Annotated in this window: 17 protein-coding genes; 11 read left to right on the forward strand and 6 right to left on the reverse strand. The window is 49.6% G+C overall.

The window, feature by feature from the left end:
- Nucleotides 1–19 precede the first annotated feature (19 nt).
- The 3 genes from H511_RS0120245 to H511_RS0120255 form a co-directional block, all read right to left on the reverse strand.
- Nucleotides 20–1,264, reverse strand: a complete 1,245-nt coding sequence (locus H511_RS0120245; protein ID WP_027253972.1) for an outer membrane protein transport protein — start codon at nt 1,262–1,264, stop codon at nt 20–22.
- A gap of 194 nt (nt 1,265–1,458) precedes the next feature.
- Nucleotides 1,459–2,172: a DUF3379 domain-containing protein gene (locus tag H511_RS0120250; RefSeq protein ID WP_027253973.1), complete on the reverse strand. Its 714-nt coding sequence runs from the start codon at nt 2,170–2,172 to the stop codon at nt 1,459–1,461.
- The gene (locus H511_RS0120255) at nt 2,159–2,737 is read right to left on the reverse strand and encodes a sigma-70 family RNA polymerase sigma factor (RefSeq protein ID WP_027253974.1); all 579 of its coding nucleotides are present in this window, start codon (nt 2,735–2,737) and stop codon (nt 2,159–2,161) included. The genes H511_RS0120250 and H511_RS0120255 overlap by 14 nt, the downstream gene beginning before the upstream one ends.
- 469 nt (nt 2,738–3,206) lie before the next feature.
- Between H511_RS0120255 and fadI the strand changes: the two genes are divergently transcribed.
- Both fadI and fadJ read left to right on the forward strand, forming a co-directional pair.
- On the forward strand, nt 3,207–4,517 hold the full coding sequence (gene fadI / locus H511_RS0120260) for an acetyl-CoA C-acyltransferase FadI (protein ID WP_027253975.1): 1,311 nt from the start codon (nt 3,207–3,209) through the stop codon (nt 4,515–4,517).
- A complete protein-coding gene (gene fadJ, locus H511_RS0120265) occupies nt 4,517–6,679 on the forward strand; it encodes a fatty acid oxidation complex subunit alpha FadJ (protein WP_051288335.1) in 2,163 nt (720 codons plus the stop codon). Before fadI ends, fadJ begins: the two co-directional genes overlap by 1 nt.
- Before the next feature lie 113 nt (nt 6,680–6,792).
- Here the strand turns inward: fadJ and H511_RS0120270 are convergent, their stop codons facing one another.
- Nucleotides 6,793–7,098 (reverse strand): hypothetical protein, encoded by a 306-nt coding sequence (locus H511_RS0120270; protein ID WP_027253977.1) that lies wholly within the window; start codon nt 7,096–7,098, stop codon nt 6,793–6,795.
- A gap of 238 nt (nt 7,099–7,336) precedes the next feature.
- Complete coding sequence (locus H511_RS0120275; RefSeq protein WP_027253978.1) at nt 7,337–10,102, reverse strand: insulinase family protein; 2,766 nt, start codon at nt 10,100–10,102, stop codon at nt 7,337–7,339.
- 211 nt (nt 10,103–10,313) lie between these two features.
- Here H511_RS0120275 and sixA point away from each other — a divergent pair, with 211 nt between their 5' ends.
- Both sixA and H511_RS0120285 read left to right on the forward strand, forming a co-directional pair.
- A complete protein-coding gene (gene sixA / locus H511_RS0120280) occupies nt 10,314–10,808 on the forward strand; it encodes a phosphohistidine phosphatase SixA (protein ID WP_027253979.1) in 495 nt (164 codons plus the stop codon).
- A 97-nt stretch (nt 10,809–10,905) separates the two neighbouring features.
- Nucleotides 10,906–11,265 carry a hypothetical protein gene (locus tag H511_RS0120285; RefSeq protein ID WP_237584159.1) on the forward strand — a complete coding sequence of 120 codons (360 nt, stop codon included), beginning with the start codon at nt 10,906–10,908 and terminating at the stop codon, nt 11,263–11,265.
- Between the two features lie 70 nt (nt 11,266–11,335).
- Here the strand turns inward: H511_RS0120285 and smrB are convergent, their stop codons facing one another.
- The gene (gene smrB / locus H511_RS0120290; protein ID WP_027253981.1) at nt 11,336–11,869 is read right to left on the reverse strand and encodes an endonuclease SmrB; all 534 of its coding nucleotides are present in this window, start codon (nt 11,867–11,869) and stop codon (nt 11,336–11,338) included.
- Between the two features lie 53 nt (nt 11,870–11,922).
- Here smrB and prmB point away from each other — a divergent pair, with 53 nt between their 5' ends.
- The 7 genes from prmB (at nt 11,923) to H511_RS0120325 (ending at nt 17,770) form a co-directional block, all read left to right on the forward strand.
- Nucleotides 11,923–12,855, forward strand: coding sequence for a 50S ribosomal protein L3 N(5)-glutamine methyltransferase (prmB, locus tag H511_RS0120295; protein WP_027253982.1), 933 nt, complete (start codon nt 11,923–11,925; stop codon nt 12,853–12,855).
- A 147-nt stretch (nt 12,856–13,002) separates the two neighbouring features.
- The gene (locus H511_RS0120300) at nt 13,003–13,347 is read left to right on the forward strand and encodes a hypothetical protein (RefSeq protein ID WP_155804968.1); all 345 of its coding nucleotides are present in this window, start codon (nt 13,003–13,005) and stop codon (nt 13,345–13,347) included.
- A gap of 423 nt (nt 13,348–13,770) precedes the next feature.
- Complete coding sequence (locus tag H511_RS0120305) at nt 13,771–14,124, forward strand: VOC family protein (protein ID WP_027253984.1); 354 nt, start codon at nt 13,771–13,773, stop codon at nt 14,122–14,124.
- Nucleotides 14,125–14,606: 482 nt separating this feature from the next.
- A complete protein-coding gene (locus tag H511_RS24720) occupies nt 14,607–14,756 on the forward strand; it encodes a hypothetical protein (protein ID WP_155804970.1) in 150 nt (49 codons plus the stop codon).
- Nucleotides 14,757–14,848: 92 nt separating this feature from the next.
- Nucleotides 14,849–15,373, forward strand: coding sequence for a hypothetical protein (locus tag H511_RS0120315; protein ID WP_027253985.1), 525 nt, complete (start codon nt 14,849–14,851; stop codon nt 15,371–15,373).
- 509 nt (nt 15,374–15,882) lie between these two features.
- Nucleotides 15,883–16,650, forward strand: coding sequence for a DUF2971 domain-containing protein (locus tag H511_RS0120320; protein ID WP_248616628.1), 768 nt, complete (start codon nt 15,883–15,885; stop codon nt 16,648–16,650).
- A 391-nt stretch (nt 16,651–17,041) separates the two neighbouring features.
- Nucleotides 17,042–17,770 carry an alpha/beta hydrolase gene (locus H511_RS0120325; protein WP_027253987.1) on the forward strand — a complete coding sequence of 243 codons (729 nt, stop codon included), beginning with the start codon at nt 17,042–17,044 and terminating at the stop codon, nt 17,768–17,770.
- Nucleotides 17,771–17,882 lie beyond the last annotated feature (112 nt).

A 17,882-nucleotide genomic window follows, 5' to 3' on the forward strand; every position in this document is an offset into this window, starting at 1 on the left:
CTATATCTTACTTTCTTAGTTAGAAAGATCGGCTGTACTGCACACCGTACAGCAGTGCATCAGCACGGGTTGTCGCATTGATTGAGGTAGCTGTGGTTTGTTCGGTTGCAGCGATATCTTCACCCATCAGGTAGGTCAGGCCGACGTCCAGCGTCGACTTGCTGTTCAGGTTGTAGCTGAAACCGCCGGAAAACCACTGGCGGTCTGAATCAGGGACAGAAATGGAGGTTTTCTTGTCCTGAGCACTGGTGTCATACATATAACCAGCACGCAGGGTCCAGTCAGAGTTCACTGTGTAAGTACCACCAATCGCATAGTGCCAGCCATCCTGCCACTGGTAATCATTCAGTGTCACCCCTTTGTTGGTTTTCAGCGCATCAAAGCTGCTCCACTCAATCCACTGAACACTGTAGTGAACGGCGAACTGACTGTTTAACTGGTGGAAACCGGAAAACTCAACCATGTCTGGCAACGGCATCAGTAAGCTCTGGCCATTCAGCTTGCCACCGGCTGTCTGCGCATATATATCACCTTCGGCTTTCAGCTCGGGACTGTAGTGGTACGACAAGCCGAAGCGGTTGGCATCATTGAGTTCGTAAACTGTACCCAGATTGAAGCCAACAGCGGTGCCGTCAACATCCACATCCAGCAGTGGGCCGGCTACACCGGTTTGTTGCTGAACCAGTCCTTCTAATGTCTGATTTGAACGCTGCAATTTGCCCTGGCCGTAAATGATGTCTAACCCACCGCCTACGCTCCACTGGTTATTCAGCCGATAAGCTGCATTCAGCGCCAGGTTCAGGCTTTTCACATCCGTCAGGCCGCCAAACTCGTTGGCAGCGTAGCTGCTGCTGAATTCGGTTTTGGTGCCAAAGTTTGAATAAATACCGGCACCCAGAGCCAGTTTGTTATTCACCGGGTGTACGTAATACAAGTTAGGCACATAAGAGCGATCGCCAATCTGGGCATCGTCCAGCGATGATGATCCATATGGTGTGGAATACCGGGCATTTTTCACTTCAATGTCTGTGTCGATAACATTCAGACCCAGTGACATCGCAGGGGCATTAAACAAGGTCATCGCCGCGGCGTTACGCGACATCACTGAAGCATTGTCAGCAATGACGGCATCACCGGCAAAAGCACGACCCAGGCCGGTGGCAGATTGCGAGTTAAGCTGGAATCCTGCTGCCAGTGACTGCTGCGAGGCCAGCATGACGGCGGTCGCCATCAGGGTTTTTGTAAACAGACGCTTCTTGTACATAGTTATTTTTATCCTGATCGTTCTTTGCTGACACTTTAGCTGTGCCAGTGGGGGAGCGATTGTAGGAGCAGGCAAAAAAACAACAAATCAGACCAGTATCTAATTTGTTGTTTTTTATAGAGTGCTAAGCATCTGTCTGATGAAAAGAACGGCATTTTTTTGCGGTGGTCTCTGATTGTGATACCACCGCAACGTTAAATACTGGTCCAACGCATGGCGTCTTTCAGCTGTTCGGCGACAGGCATCACATCTTCGCCTTTGTTACCCACCACTATCAGGCTGGCGTTCTGAGAAGGCATGACAACACCGCGCATTTTGCCGTCTTCGAAGCTTTTCATGGCGTTGGAAGACTGGGGCACGACAAAAACAGTAATTTTTCCGTGTTTACCACCGATCACCATGTGGAGAGCTTCACCGCCATCAAAACCACAATGATTGAGATAGTAAACATGAGAAGGCAGGTTGCTGAGTTCAGGCCCGAAAGGCTTGAGTTTAGCGTTGACCTGAGTCAGTGACACTCCTTCATCAACCTGGTCGACAAAAGCGGCTTCGTTATAAATATGTGCCAGTGCAATCTGGCCCATGTCTTTGGCGGGGTTCAGCGAAAACCCAGGCTGAAACTGGCCGATTAACAAACCGCACAGGAAAGCCACGGAAGCCGCAATCGCTAAATGGCGGCGTACTTTTTTCTCGGCCCGGTAGCCTTGTCCGGACTGGCGGAACAGGATTTTATCGGCCAGATCTTCCGGAACATCCACTTTCATGGCGGTGGACAGCTTGCTGTCTAATTGTTGTAACTCATCGTGGAGTTTACGGTTAGCGATTGACGCATTCTTCGTAGCGACCATTTCTGGACTCTGATCATTAGGATCTGCCAAAATTCGGCGACGAAATTCAAGATCGTCCATTCTGGTGGCCCCTCCGCTCGGTTTGTTTCTCTAAAGCATCTTTTAACTGATTACGCGCTCTGAACAAGCGGGTCATCACTGTGTTTCTGTTCAGTCCCAGGATATTAGCAATTTCATCGCCGTTGAATCCAGCCATGACCTGCAGAACCAAAGGTTCACGGTATTCGGACGGCAGTTGTTTGATCATATGTTGTAGCTGGCCCAGTTCAGACTCATTTAAACCGCCTGCGTCGGTGTCATGATCATCCGCAACGGGGTGATCGTCTATGTCGACCAAATCGAGCTGCTTGCGCTCAAAACGCCGGGCATTTTCGCGACGCAGGATAGTGATCAGCCAGGCTTTGGCCGCACTGTCATCATTCAGGCTGTCTAGCGATCGCCATGCGCGCAGGCAGGTTTCCTGCACCAAATCTTCGGCAATATGCTGATCATGGCACAGCCAGTAGGCGTACCTGTAAAGGTCTTTGTGCCAGGCCCTGACCAGGGCTTCATAGCGTGTCTGCTTATTCATATCCACAGAGACCGAGGCATCTGTGTTTTTCTTGCGAAAAAATTGCTTAATCATGATGTAGCCCGTCCGTATCCATTGAGCCATAATCAATAATACGGGAGATAACAGAAATTGGATTCATAAAAATAGACTGTTGTGTTATTGATTTCCCTCAATATCTCTCAGCCCGCTTTCGTTATAGTAGCTGTGTTGTCGGGGTTGACCCTCGATAACGTCCTTTACGGACTGAGTATACCCTTCAACTACTTGCGCGCAGAAAGTGTCAGTATTTCAATTGATAACTCAATAAGGAATACTGAACGTTATTGTCCGCTCTTTTATCAAATCTTGCACAAACGACTGACACGTTGAGTTTGTTAACCATACCATAGCGGTGTGGTTTTTTTTTTTGCGCTATGTTTTAACTCCTTACACTTTTCATTGTTTTTGGTTGCTCCAACTTCTTAAACATTAATTTGAATTAAATAACAATGCCGTTACAATCGGTGTGGTCTGACCTCTACCATAATGATAAGGAGCCGCGATGACACGTCGCCAGAATCTCACGACCCAACAGGGTGAACGCATCGCTGTCGTAACAGGATTACGTACCCCTTTTGCCCGCCAGGCTACAGCCTTTAACGGTGTCCCCGCACTGGATTTAGGCAAGATGGTGGTCAATGAAATGCTGCAAAAGATTGATTTTGATCCCGCTTTGATTGAGCAGGTCGTGTTCGGTCAGGTCGTGCAGATGCCTGAAGCGCCGAACATTGCCCGTGAAATCGTGCTGGGGACGGGGATGAATATTCACACCGATGCGTACAGTGTGACCCGAGCGTGTGCAACGAGTTTCCAGGCTGCGGCGAATGTGGCTGAGAGTATTATCTCGGGCACCATTGATATTGGTATTGCAGGCGGTGCGGATTCCTCATCGGTCTTACCTATTGGTGTGTCTAAAAAACTGGCCGCCACTTTACTGGCGCTCAGTAAAGCGAAAACCATGAGCAAAAAGATGGGCCTGCTCAGTAAGCTCAGCCTGAAAGATTTAATGCCTGTTCCGCCTGCTGTTGCCGAATACTCAACCGGTTTAAGTATGGGCCAGACCGCGGAGCAAATGGCAAAAACGCACGGAATCAGCCGTGAAGAGCAGGATGCACTGGCCCACCGTTCTCACAGTCTGGCAGCCCAGGCGTGGCGGGATGGGTTGATTCAGGGTGAAGTGATCACCGCTTTCCCGGAACCTTATCGCCAGTGGATCGATAAAGACAACAATATTCGCGAAGATTCCTCGGTAGAAGGCTACGCAAAATTGCGTCCGGCTTTTGACCGTAAATTTGGCACAGTGACGGCCGCCAACAGTACGCCGCTGACCGACGGTGGTGCGGCGGTACTGCTGATGCGCGAAGGACGGGCAAAAGAGCTGGGCCTGAAACCGCTGGGCTATATTCGTTCTTATGCCTTTTCTGCGATAGGCGTAGAGCAGGATATGCTGATGGGGCCATCTTACGCGACCCCGCTGGCGCTGGACCGTGCCGGTTTGACACTCTCTGATCTGACCCTGATTGAGATGCATGAGGCATTCGCTGCGCAAACCCTGGCGAATGTGAAAATGTTTGCTTCGAAGAAGTTTGCACAGGAAAAACTCGGTCGCAGTGACGCGATTGGTGAGATAGACATGGATAAATTCAATGTCCTGGGTGGTTCGCTGGCTTATGGTCACCCCTTTGCTGCCACCGGCGCGCGAATGATTACACAAACGCTGCGCGAGCTGCAGCGCCGCGGTGGCGGTCTGGCACTCAATACTGCCTGTGCCGCCGGTGGTTTGGGTGCTGCCATGATCCTGGAGACTGAATAATGACGGATGTAACCATGACTGAACAGGCGAATACAGAACATACTGTTGAGCCGCAATCAGCTTTCAGCCTGAGTTATGGCGAGAATGGCCTTGCCTGGCTGAAAATTGATGTCCCCGGGGAAAAAATGAATACCCTCCAGGCCGCCTTTGCCATTCAGGTCGGCAGCGTGCTGGACGAGCTGGAAGCGAAAAAAACAGAGATCAAAGGCTTGGTGGTGTATTCCGGCAAGCCGGATAACTTTGTCGCCGGGGCGGATATCCGCATGCTGGCGGCATGCACCACGGCCAAAGAAGCCGAGCAGCTGGCAACGCAGGGGCAGCAGATGTTCCAGCGTCTTGAAGCGCTGCCGTTTCATGTGGTCGCTGCCATTCATGGCCCGTGCCTGGGCGGCGGTCTTGAACTGGCGCTGGCGTGCCATAGCCGGGTATGTACCGACTCCGACGCCACGAAACTGGGGCTGCCGGAAGTCCAGCTGGGCCTGCTGCCGGGTTCAGGTGGCACGCAGCGTCTGCCTCGCCTGATTGGCGTGGCCAATTCGCTCGATATGATCCTGACCGGTAAACAGCTGCGCGCCAAAAAAGCGAAGAAATTGGGTGTGGTCGATGAATGCGTGCCGGAAAGTATTTTGCTCAAGGTGGCAGAAACACTGGCACTGAAAGGCAAGCCGGTACGCAAGCACAGTTTCCAGGACTGGGCGATGGGCGGCAACCCGGTGGGCCGTGGTCTGGTGTTTGATCAGGCCCGTAAGAAGACTCGCGAAAAAACCCGTGGCAATTACCCGGCAGCGGAAGCCATTTTAGATGTCATCAAATATGGCTTGCAGCACGGCATAGTCAAAGGACAAAAAGAAGAGGCCCGCCGGTTCGGAGAGCTGGTGATATCTTCGGAGTCTGCCTCGCTGCGCAGTCTCTTTTTTGCCACCACGGCCATGAAGAAAGAAACCGGTGTTGGTGACGATATCAAACCGGCCGAGGTCAAGCGTGTCGCTGTGCTGGGTGGCGGACTGATGGGCGGCGGCATCAGCCATGTGACGGCATCAAAAGCCGGTTTGCCGGTCAAAGTGAAAGACATTGCCAACGACGGCATTTTGAATGCGATGGCGTATAACTTTAAGCTGCTCGATAAAAAGCGTAAGCGCAAAATTATCAGCAAAGCTGAGTTACAAAAACAAATGATGATGATCAACGGCGGTGTCGATTATCAGGGGTTTGATAAAGCCGATGTGGTGATTGAGGCGGTCTTTGAGGATCTCAGCCTCAAGCATCAGATGGTGCAAGAGGTGGAAGCCCATGCCAGACCCGACACCATTTTTGCCACCAACACGTCCTCGTTGCCTATCAACCAGATTGCTTCTGCCGCAGAGCGCCCTGAGCTGGTGGTCGGTTTGCATTACTTCAGCCCGGTAGAAAAAATGCCGCTGGTGGAAGTGATCCCCCATGCCGGTACATCACCGCAAACGGTCGCAACCGTGGTGAAACTAGCCAAGAAGCAGGGGAAAACCCCGATTGTGGTGGCCGATAAAGCCGGTTTTTATGTCAACCGTATCCTTGCCCCGTACATGAACGAAGCCGCGCTGGCTCTGCTGGGCGGAGAGCCGATCGAACACATTGATAACGCCCTGCTGGACTTTGGTTTCCCGGTTGGGCCTATTACTCTGCTGGATGAGGTGGGCGTGGATGTCGGGGCCAAAATCAGCCCGATTCTGGAAACAGAGCTGGGCGATCGTTTCAAGAGCCCGGACGTTTTTGACGTCTTGCTGAAAGATGGCCGCAAAGGCCGTAAAACAGGCAAAGGTTTTTACCTGTACAACGGCAAGAAAAAAGGTGTCGATAAGAGCGTTTATAAACTGCTGAAGCTGAACCCGGCGCGAAAAGCCTCCGGCCATGACATCGCGATCCGCTGCGCACTGATGATGCTGAACGAAGCGGCCCGTTGTCTGGATGAAGGTGTGGTGCACAGTGCCCGTGACGGCGACATTGGTGCGATCTTCGGTATCGGCTTCCCGCCATTCCTGGGCGGTCCGTTCCGTTATATGGATCAGCTCGGTGCCAAGCGTGTCGTTGAATTGCTCAATGAGCATGTCAACAAGTACGGCGATCGCTTCCGCTCCTGTGAGCGTCTGCTGCAGATGGCGCAGGACGAGCAGCGTTTCTACGACTGATTTCCTGCTGAGAACCTGATAAATCAAAGGCCTGCTATGCAGGCCTTTGTCGTTAGAGGGAGATGGAGCAAGAGATGGCGCGAGATATTGGAAACAGGAGCAATGCGAAACAGTTAACTGATTTTGTGATGCTTTAACCCTTGCTGCACATTGATGCCCAGACGAAAGCGCCGGTACAGGCTTTTCGGGCGGACTAAGTGCAGCAACAGAATCACCGAGCCAGCCACCATCAGCGGGTTAAAGCCAATCCACAGCATGAAAGTCAGTGAGCACAGGGCGATAGCGGTCAGCAGACACAACATGCTGTCAAGCTGGCGCGGATGAATAGCTTTCATACAGGAGCGGCAGAACAGCCGGCTGTGCAAACTCTGGTTTTTCGCCGTAATAGACTGACGGCAGATCGAACAGGCGTGTGACATAACAGGTTCCTGAACATTGTTCTGAGAAATTATGCTTATTCGACCTCACGGCTTCTTGCATCACTATCCGATACAGACGGCCAGCCTGAGGCTGTATTTTGGGATTTGTTAATGTAGATAATCGACTGACAGGAAAGGGAAAATTAAGACGGATGTCAAAAGTGGAATCACGATTCCACTTTTATCGCTTCGGATATGCAAGCAGTCTCCCCTGAGAATGAGACTCAGGGGAAAGCGGTTATTGGGCGTTACGCTGAAAATCGCTCACTGAGGTAATAGGATCTCCCACTTCCAGCTGGGTCAGGTTCCCGTGCGCGCCGCCCTGATAATACATCACCAGCCGGTTCGCGGTGCGGGGTTTAATCTCTTCTACCAGAAAGCGGACTAACTCAGCACGTGACAGCGCTGCCATTTCGTGGGCAATTTTCTGTCTTTGGTCAAAATGGTCATCTTTGTGGCCAATGCTGACCCAATAGCGCTGAGCACGTGCGCGCAAATTGGTATCCGGCTCGGATAACTGAGCGATCAGTCCTTGCTTACTGGCCTGCCACTGGCTCTCACTGAGCTCAAGCAACACCAGCGCGAAGGCATTGGTGAATTCATCAATCGCTTCGAGCAGTTGCAACGGACCGGCCACCGGCGACTGTATATACAGCAGCAGGCCCGGATGGCGGTTAAGCGGCAGATTCGCCGTGCCGACCATGTACCCCAGTTGCTGTTCGGTGCGCAGCTCGTGGAAGAAGGTGGTCGACATCAGATGATTGGCCAGGGTGTAGGTGGCAATGGCTTTGGGCGACTGTTCCTGCGACTGGTAGTAGATCAGGATGGCGGAATCGGCATGGCCGCAGTCCACTTCATAGCGCAGCGTGCCGCATTCTCCCAGTTGCACCAATGGCCGCTGTGCTTCGCCATAGAGCTGATCGGTGACCCGGAACGCGTCTTTCAGCACTTCTGCCAATGCCAGGGCATCATCTTTGCGCCAGTCACCGTACACGAAAGCGTCAATGTGCAATTCGGCAAACATGGCTTCGACAAAACCGGGTAATTCGGTGACTTCAACCGTTTCCAGCTCTTTGATCATCGCCGGGTAGGGTGGGTTATTCGGTTGCAGCAGGCCGGTCAGCTGGTTAAACAGCTGAGAGATCGGCTTGTCTTCCGCGGCATTGCGCCAGTTACGCAGCATCTGTGCTTTGATGCTGTTAAATCGGTCGATATTGAAAGTGCGGCCGGAGAATTTTTCCAGCAGCAGTTTGAGCAGCAAAGGCTGCTTCTCGCTGAAACCGGATAACTGGAGTGTCACCCCGCCCTGATGGGCATACAGGTTATACGCCATACCCGCCACTTCTGCCGGGTAGGCCACTTCGTTGCAGGACTCCATCAGCATTTCGACACACAGGCGCGTCTTGACGATATTGCGCACAGAGCTTACCGCGTGCGGGCTGTCGATGGCGACATAGACCAGGCCTTTGGGCACTCTGAACTCATGCTCTTGCATGAACCACAGCCGGAACCCCGGCAGATCCTGGATCAACTGAGGAATCGCTTCCTGTTCACCGGTCAGCGGGTGAGGGTCCATACGCTGGCACAGGTAGGGGTTTTGCTCAGGCAGCAAGAGCGCCGGGTTGTCGCCCGGCTCCGCCCAGGCGGTTAACTGCGCTTCGGTAAACGGTGTGACTGAATAAGGGGTGTGATACCAGTCGGCCACTCTGTCGTGCTTCTGGCCTTTTGCCACCAGCGTCAGGCGAAGATTGTCCGGGCGAAGATAGCCAAGCACGTCTTGCAGCAGCGCTTCATCGTACTGGCTCATCATATAATCGCCGTAGACGATATCTTCCGGGGCATAGTGCAGCAGGTTCATCACCAGATAGCTGACGGTATCAAGCGGCCGGCTTTTCTCCTGATAGCGGAACGCTTGCTCCAGCACCGCTTGCTTTTCCAGGTAGCGCCATTCTGCCAGCCCTTGTTCTGTGATGAGTCGGATGTACTGGAAAATGGTGGTGACTATATGATCGACACGGTTCAGGCCATCGGGTGTCAGGTTCAGGCCGATGGTAAATTCCCGGAAATTACTGCCACTGATCCCGCCGCCCGCCGCCAGGGTATTGATTAACCCCTCACTTTTCAGGACCGACATCAGGCTGCCAGTGCCTTCATTGCCCAGCAAATGCGCCAGATAAGACAATGGCTTGCTGCGATAATGGGCATCCATGGGAGGCAGGTTGAAGGACAGCGTGAGTTTCCGTACTTCCTTTATCGGCTCAATCGCAATAAAACAGGCGTTTTCTCTGTCTGTTATCAGAGGCGTGTCAATGGCGGGTTTGTCCTGGCCGGAGTTGGGAATAGCGCCAAAAAACTGTTCGGCGTAGGTCGCCAGTTCATCCAGAGATTGCGGCCCTAAGAGTACCAGCCCCATCTGATTGGCGGAATAATGTTGCTGGTAGAAAGCAATCAGCTCATCGCGAACCGGGTTATCCGGTCTGTCTTCCAGCGTGGTGATATCGCCCACTGAAAATTTAGCAAACGGATGCTCAGGGTTAATGGTTTCTTTGTGCACCTGGTAAAGACGGCGTACATCGTCTTTGAGCTTGAGTTTGTATTCAGAATCGACAGCCTGGCGTTCTTTGTCGACCGCGTCGACATTGAACAGCGGGGCAATAAAAAATTGCCCGAAACGTTCCAGACCGGCAGCAAAGGCCGGCGGGGCGATTTCAAAAAAATAAGTGGTGTTTTCCGTGCCGGTCCAGGCATTGTTGCTGCCGCCGTACTGGTTAACAAAAGACTGGAATTCACCCGGATTGGGGAATTTTTCCGTCCCCAGAAATAACATGTGTTCAAGGAAGTGCGCCATTCCCTGACGATCCAGGGGATCATCAAAGTGGCCGATGCCGACAGACAGCGCCGCTGCAGCCCGGGGTGCCGTGTGATCATGGACCAGCAAGACCCTGAGTTGATTGTCCAGTGTCAGATAGCGGTACTCTTTGGGATCGTTCGGACTTTTGAACACAGGAAGCGCCTATATTTACAGGGAATTAGGGTAATTATGACGCCCATTAATGGCACTGGCAAATTATGTCTGGCCAGGATGTGTGACTGCGTGTCAGTAAAAAGAGCGATTCAGCCGTCACGCTTTCACATCGCGTAATATGAAATGGCTACCCTGTCTGTGTCAGCCTTTGCTAGCATAACGACAGAAACGCGCTATCGGACTGGAGACTATGCGAATTTTTATCATGCGTCATGGCGAAGCACAGCATTTTGCCCCAAGTGACGCGGAGCGGCCCCTGACAGCCCAGGGCAAGATGTATTCCCGGCAGATGGCCAAGCAGTTAGCGAGTCATCTGGACGGGCAGCTTGATCTGGTGTGGGTCAGCCCGTATCTGCGTGCTCAGCAAACCTGGCAGGCGATGTCAGAAGAGCTGCCTGTGCCGAACACCCTGATGACGGTTGATGATATCACGCCCTACGGTGACGCCAGCCAGGTGGCCGATTACCTCAAAGCCGTGATTGCACTGGAGAAGCCGCAAACGGTGCTGGTGGTGTCGCATTTACCGCTGGTGGGCTATCTGAGTGCCGAGCTGGTGCCGGGATTGCAGCCACTGATGTTCCGTACTTCCTCCATTGCCGCGGTGGATTTTCATGCTGAGGGGGAACCGTCCGCCTTGCTATGGCAGGAGAATCCTGTCGATGTAGTCCAGCCTAATCACCATTGATTGGCTGCGGTACGCAGTTTTAGATTGCCGGCCTGTCCTGATCCGACAGGTCTGGTACAATGAACGACAAAAATAAAGACTGATAAAATAACTGGTTATGAAGAAAATAGTATTCGTATTGCTTGGCTGTCTGGGACTGACGGCCTGTGTGACAAACATGGTGAAACCCAATATTGTTGCCAACGGGGCGATAAAATGGGCAAATGGCGTGAGAGAAGAGATGAACATTTCTCAAACCGGCAGCACCTTAACCTTTCTTACCCCGCCTTCTATGCTGAATCCGGGCGGTATCACCATTTTTTCCCGCATCGACAGTGCACGTAATGGCAACTGTGAGCACTATTACAACGAAGGCTCGGTAAAAGTACGGATGCAGGTGTGTGATACCGGCGAAGTCACCCTGATTCAGGACGGACAGGTGATTAACGTGGGTGCATTGTCTCAGACTGTGTATTGATCAGATCAGATCTGCTGAGCGAGGCGTCAGGCGCAACGGCCTGACACGCTGTCGTTCCGAGGGAATAGCTCTATCGCTCGGGCACTTCAATCAGCACCAGGAGTGCACCGGCGCCACCAAACTCCAGCGGCGCCTGGTGAAATGCCATCACATCCGGGTGCTGAGCCAGCCAGAGCGGCGCTTTCTGCTTCAGAATATGCTTGCCGATCCCGTGCATCACACAGGCGCAGGACACCCCGTCTTTAATGCAGGCTGCAATCATCGCCGCCAGCTCACGCTTGGCTTCTTTTTGTGTCATACCATGCATATCGAGAAAAATATCGGGCACATAGACACCGCGCCGTAACTTTTTCACTTCATACTTGGAGACGCCGGATCGGGCATATTGCATCGGGCCATGTTCGCTCAGGTGAGGTTCGAACTCGTCAGAGAAATAAAACTCGTGATTATGGCTCTCTTTGGCACTCACATTGCGCTTATCGGTCTTCGGGCTCTGTCGGCGTGAAGTGATTATGGTATCATGCGACAACTTTTTAACGCCCTTCACTGCATCCTGAAAGAGCGAGAAATCGTCCTCTTCCAGTGCAGGGTCTTTTTTACTCATAATGAATTTCCAACTACTTTATCGCGGTATTGTAGCGCCATTTGGAGGCTATTTTGGATAAGATTTTTGTCGACGAAGCTGTCAACGAACTTCACACACTGCAGGATATGCTACGTTGGACCGTCAGCCGATTCAACGATGCAGGTCTGTTTTATGGCCATGGCACTGACAATGCGTGGGATGAAGCGGTGCAGCTGGTGCTGCCGACCCTGCATCTGCCGATTGATATTCCGGCTGACGCGCGCTTCTCGCGCCTGACCAGCAGCGAGCGCCGAACGATTGTCGAACGCGTGGTGCGCCGGGTGACCGAGCGTACCCCTGTGTCCTACCTGACCAATAAAGCCTGGTTCTGTGGCCTGGAATTTTTTGTCGACGAGCGCGTGCTGGTGCCACGCTCACCGATTGGCGAACTGATTGATAACGGTTTCGAACCTTTCCTGACCCGTGAACCCACCCGTATCATGGACTTGTGTACCGGCAGCGGCTGTATCGGTATCGCCTGTGCCTATGCGTTCCCGGAAGCGGAAGTGGATCTGGTAGATATTTCTACCGATGCCCTGGCCGTGGCCGAGCAGAACATTCACGACCACGGTCTGGAACAGCAGGTGATCCCGCTGCATTCGGATCTGCTGCGTGACGTACCCAAAGACAAGTACGACATCATAGTGTCCAATCCGCCTTATGTGGATCAGGAAGACATGGACAGCCTGCCGGAAGAATTCCGCCATGAGCCGGAACTCGGCCTGGCCGCTGGTTTTGACGGTCTGGATCTGGTGCGCCGTATTCTGGCCAATGCCCCGGATTATCTGGCCGACGAAGGTATTCTGATCTGTGAAGTGGGCAACTCCATGATTCACATGGAAGCGCAGTACCCGCACATTCCGTTCACCTGGCTGGAATTTGAAAACGGCGGCCACGGCGTCTTCATGATGACCCGTGAACAGCTGGTCGATTGTGCCGGCGACTTCGCCGACTACAAAGACTGATTCCTGCTTTATCTGCTTTTAAACCGTTAAATATCTAAACAGCCAGATTACTCTGGCTGTTTTTTATCTGCTGTTTTTACACATGAACTCGCGCCAAGTCCCAAAACAGATATTTAGTGTATTCATTCCGGCAGACTTAGCCTAAACATGATGCAAGTATGCCAGGCGCTTATTTCTCTCCGTACCAACAATCAATTAAAAAGGGAACAAGTGATGAGTCAGATTCAATCGAAACATGGATTTGCTCTGGGTGTCGTGCTGACAGCGTTATTTATGACCCTATCCGGATTAGCACTGGCCTCTGAACAAACGGGCGAAACGCAACTTATCATCAATGATGGTAAGCAGGATCAGTTAACTGAGGATGTAAAAGCAACGTCAGATTCACTGGAAAAAAGTGCCGTTCAGAAAGCAGCGTCACAAGAGCAATTAACGCATCCTGATGCTGATAAAGAGAAAATTAATCAGGACAGCCAAAAGAATCGTTCATAAGGCCGCTACGCATCAGTTGATGATTGAATTCATAACGCGTTGAAATCTCCGGGGGTGGGCTGAGCGTCCTCTGAATAAGGGAAAAGACCACAAATTCCCGTGCGAGTCCCCCTCAATAAATGCAATGCTATGCTCATCTCTGACAAGCAGACGGGCGTGGTTACTCGTTGCAAGCGCACAATTGCAGCCAGGTTAATATCGGATAATCTGGCTATTTCTTGATTGACTGTTTTTATCACCTCCCCGCGAAACTTGCCCTAAACCACAAAGTTGACACTGTAATGTCATGTTTTAGTGAAACCTATCCCATATGCCAATAATATGTCTGATTCATCAGACGAAAATACCCTGCTTACGTGACTTCATTGTCAGGGGCGGTAGCGTCTTTCACCGTGAGCATGTATTGAACCGAGGGGGATCGGGATGACACCTTCAGCGCTCCTGGTGCATGTCCCAGATGTGCAAGCCGGTCTGGATTGGTACCGAAACGCTTTTTCGCAAGCCAAACCTGTCTATATAGAAGCATTTGATTTCACTGTGCTCGACATCAACGGATTCTCACTGGAAATCGTACAGGCCGATGAAAAAGTCAGCGCAGGCGCAAAGGGCACAGTGCTTTATTGGTCAGTCCCTTGTCTGCAAACCGCCATCAATCATCTTACCGAATTAGGTGCAGTACATTACCGAGGCCCGATCAATATCGAAAACGGCTTGAGCATGTGCCAACTACTGGACCCCTTCGGGAATTTGATTGGGTTGCGGGGGAAGAGGGTTTGAACATCAGTATTTGGTTTGATTGAGTGATACGACGCGAGGTCGTGTAACTTGTTGAACATAACGGGGGCTGGATTAATCTTTTTATATCAATTGGTTATGTTGTAAGTGGGCCGGGTTGTACGACAGAGTTATGCGACATGGTGTCGTAGGATAAATTGTTAATTTTCAAGGATCTCAGATGGAACTAAAGAGGCCTGAAGGGCTAGATGAATTTGCAATGAAGTGTGCGGCAGCACTGATTGTTGACTCGCCTATTCAATTCTACTACCCGCATGGAGCAACTTAACCTATTGGTCAGTTGCCAAAATTAAGCAATTGAACGACTTAACGCTTAAGGGGCTTAGAGGGGGGAATGTATATGCGCTATATACGCGCCGCCCAGGAGACGCATGGTCTGTTGTGTATGTGGTCAAAGAAAAAGCGCAGGTCTTCGAGAGAGGATAGCTCAACACTTGATCAATAAAGATTCACGAACCGGATCCATGTTAGAGGCAGTAAAAACTGCCGTATCTGACGGAAGAGAAATGGCTATTTCCTATATTCATGTGAGTCCTGAATCACTTAGGCTTTATGTTGAAGAAATAGTTATAGCCAAAAGAAAAGGGCAGCTTTTATGGAATATGCACGGGTAATATTTAACAAGCGGCGGCAGGCGGACCCAGTTTTCGCTTGTTCCTCGCTACCACTTGCCCGCTGCGTCGGGCGTTAAACGGAATGGAGAATTATGGCAGGACTTAGTTTAGAAGCTTGGAAGAGTTGGAAGCAGGCTCAACAAAAATATAACTATTTTATAGTTGGACTATCAACCGCTCTTTTCGCATATCTTGGCGGAAAGTTTTACCCTGAGACATTATCATTTTCCCAAAATAGTTTTGAGTTGCTGTCACTTGTGTTTCTTTTAATATCTATTGTCACTGGAATATTGATATTTGAAAGTGACCTATCCTTTCAATCCACTAACTTAAGAAAAATTGAAGCGCAAGAAAAACTGGATCTAGTTAATGAAATATTGAATGTCAAAGGACGAAAAATTGATTTAGACACAGGAAATGAAATTTCTTCAGTTGAAGCTTTAGAAAGACAAAAAGTTCTTCAAGAGTTTGTATCTAAAGCCGGAAAAGGTCTCGATAAAATTGGAAAAAAGAGTGAAAAACTATTTTCCGCTAGAAATATATCCCTAATTTTGTCGTTAGTGTTTCTAATAATATCTAAGTCCATTAGTCTATTGGTTTCATATAAAGCCGTTTAACAAGCCAAGTCAACGGAAACCCCTCGCTGGCTGCGCCAAAACGCTCGCGTTTTCCACTGTTTGAGTGTTATATCTCATTCGCTGTAGAGCGAGTATTTAAGACAATGAATTGAAAACTGTTTTTGTGTATTCGATCTCAACACACATGAGGTGAGGCTGAGAGTTTTTTCTTTATAATATACGCTTCAATGCGTTAAGCGAGATCGCATAACTGCAGTTGATGCGAGTCACGCAGAATCATTGAAGTAAGGAAGGAAATCTCTCGCGTCTCAAGTGGATAGCGATGTGAATAAAAGAATTAGTATGTCATTTGTGTGGAATTCGGTGGTACGATTGCAATATAACAACACGATGATACGACCCTCAAACACTGTCAGCTAAGTTGCAGAGAAACTTAGCCGCCAATTTTCTTAACAGGTTCGCATATCTATATTTGTTAGTTGCTTCGAGGAAATAGGAATATCATGATACTTTACAAATACATGTCATTTCATTCAGCGTGCTCAGTTATGGATAATAGTTCAATGGGATTTTCTTGCTTAGAAGATCTGAATGATCCATTTGAAGGTACTGCTATCTGTTTTGAAGAATCTGATACCTTGAATAGTAAGCTACAGAAAAACCCTCATCGCAGTCGCTTAAGCCGCAAGTACGGAGTTCTTTCTCTTACCCGTAACCCTCTGAATCCACTAATGTGGTCTCATTATGGAGATGACCATCGAGGCGTCGTTATTGGTATAGATATGAAAAAAGCAAATTTACTTTGTGAGAGTTCATGTGTTATTCCTGCTCAATTTGGTGAAATAGTTTACACATCCACAATGCCTCAAAATATGTTACCAACTTCTAGTAGTGAGTCGCTAATGAGTGTAGGGGATGAATATAGCAGCTTTAGGCATCATGAATATGATTTATTCAAAAATGCTTTTCTCATGAAAGATCTAGTATGGGGCTATGAGGAAGAGGTTCGTGTCGTTAAAAATATCAAAGGCAACAAAAGGTCTCGTTACTCAGCTAGTAACTTTGAAAATGAAGCAGGGAAATGGAAGCAAATAACAGTGATGGGGCGCCCATTGTATTGCTTATCAATACCGAAAGAGTCAATAGTCGAAGCATATTTTGGCTGTGCTAGTTACAGCAACGTTACTCGCCTAGGTGTAGAGAAAAACTTTTACACTAATACTCGTAAAGAATGGCAACTAAACGGTATTAATGTTCAATTAGTTCGTCGTAAAGAAGGTACTTGGAAATTGGAAGTTTCCGATTACAAAATTTAGTACGCAACTAAAAAATAAGGATACGTTTCGCGCGGCCGACACTTTATCCGGGTGTTGTACAAACCCGAAGTGGCATTATTAAGGCAATAGCTTGGTTGAGCACCGGAGGGCAGCGATGCGGACTATTTTTATCAGGCTGAGTAAGCCCCTAATCTATCAGATGACTAGTAAATTCAGTTGGTTACATGATTGTTGCTGTTATCAACACCAGCGTACTTTGACCGAATTTCACCAACCTGGAATAGGACGCGACGGCTTTACTGTTGGGAACCGAATGATGTGACCGAGTTCATACGAAATGGTGATGTAATCACTCAATAAGCAAAGGCAGAATCGCCCTTCGGGCTGAACGCGCGCCGCTTCTTTGGCCGTTATGCCGACAAGGAAAATGATGAATCGAATTCTTGCGTTATTACTTTTATTCATATCTTCAATTGCGGTAGCCGGTGAAATTGTCGATCACAATAGAAATCGGATTATCCCAGTTGAGATTTCGTTTCCTCCGAGCAGCTTTGACTGCTCTATTGACTCAAAGTGCCCAGTTATCTTCTTGAGCGCAGGCTATAGTGTTTCTCATACAAAATACCAATTCCTGACAGATCTGTTTTCTGAGCTCGGCTACTTGGTTGTCGCTATCGGACACGAACTGCCGAGTGATCCTCCGTTATCTGTATCAGGTAATTTATTTGAAACTCGCTCAGAAAACTGGATCAGAGGCTCTCAAACACTAAAAGTCGTGAGGCAGGAGCTACAAGCGAAACACCCTGAATACAGCTTTAATAGCTTAGTTTTGGTTGGTCATTCAAACGGGGGCGATATATCAGCTTGGCTAGCTCGGGAATCGCTTTCATACGTAAGCCAAATCATTACCTTAGATCATCGCCGCGTTCCTCTTCCTAGAACCAAAGACATCAAAGTGTTGTCCGTCCGAGCTAGCGACTTTGAAGCTGATGATGGTGTTTTGCTTACAAATGCTGAACAAGTGCAATACGGTAGTTGCATTATAAAGATTCCTAATGCTCGACATAATGACATGACTGATTATGGTCCTATATGGCTTAAATCGAATATTCAGAAAATTGTTCGTGGCTGGTTAAACGAAGCATCGTGCGGCTTATAGGGATATTAAACGACTTATGATATCAATTGCGGTCTTTTGCCCTCATCTTTTTCACTGAGGCTCCCATGATCTTTAGCGTAAAGCTGAGCTTAGCTAAATCTCAGGCTCAGTA

The organism is Photobacterium halotolerans DSM 18316, assembly GCF_000425165.1.
GTDB lineage: Bacteria > Pseudomonadota > Gammaproteobacteria > Enterobacterales > Vibrionaceae > Photobacterium > Photobacterium halotolerans.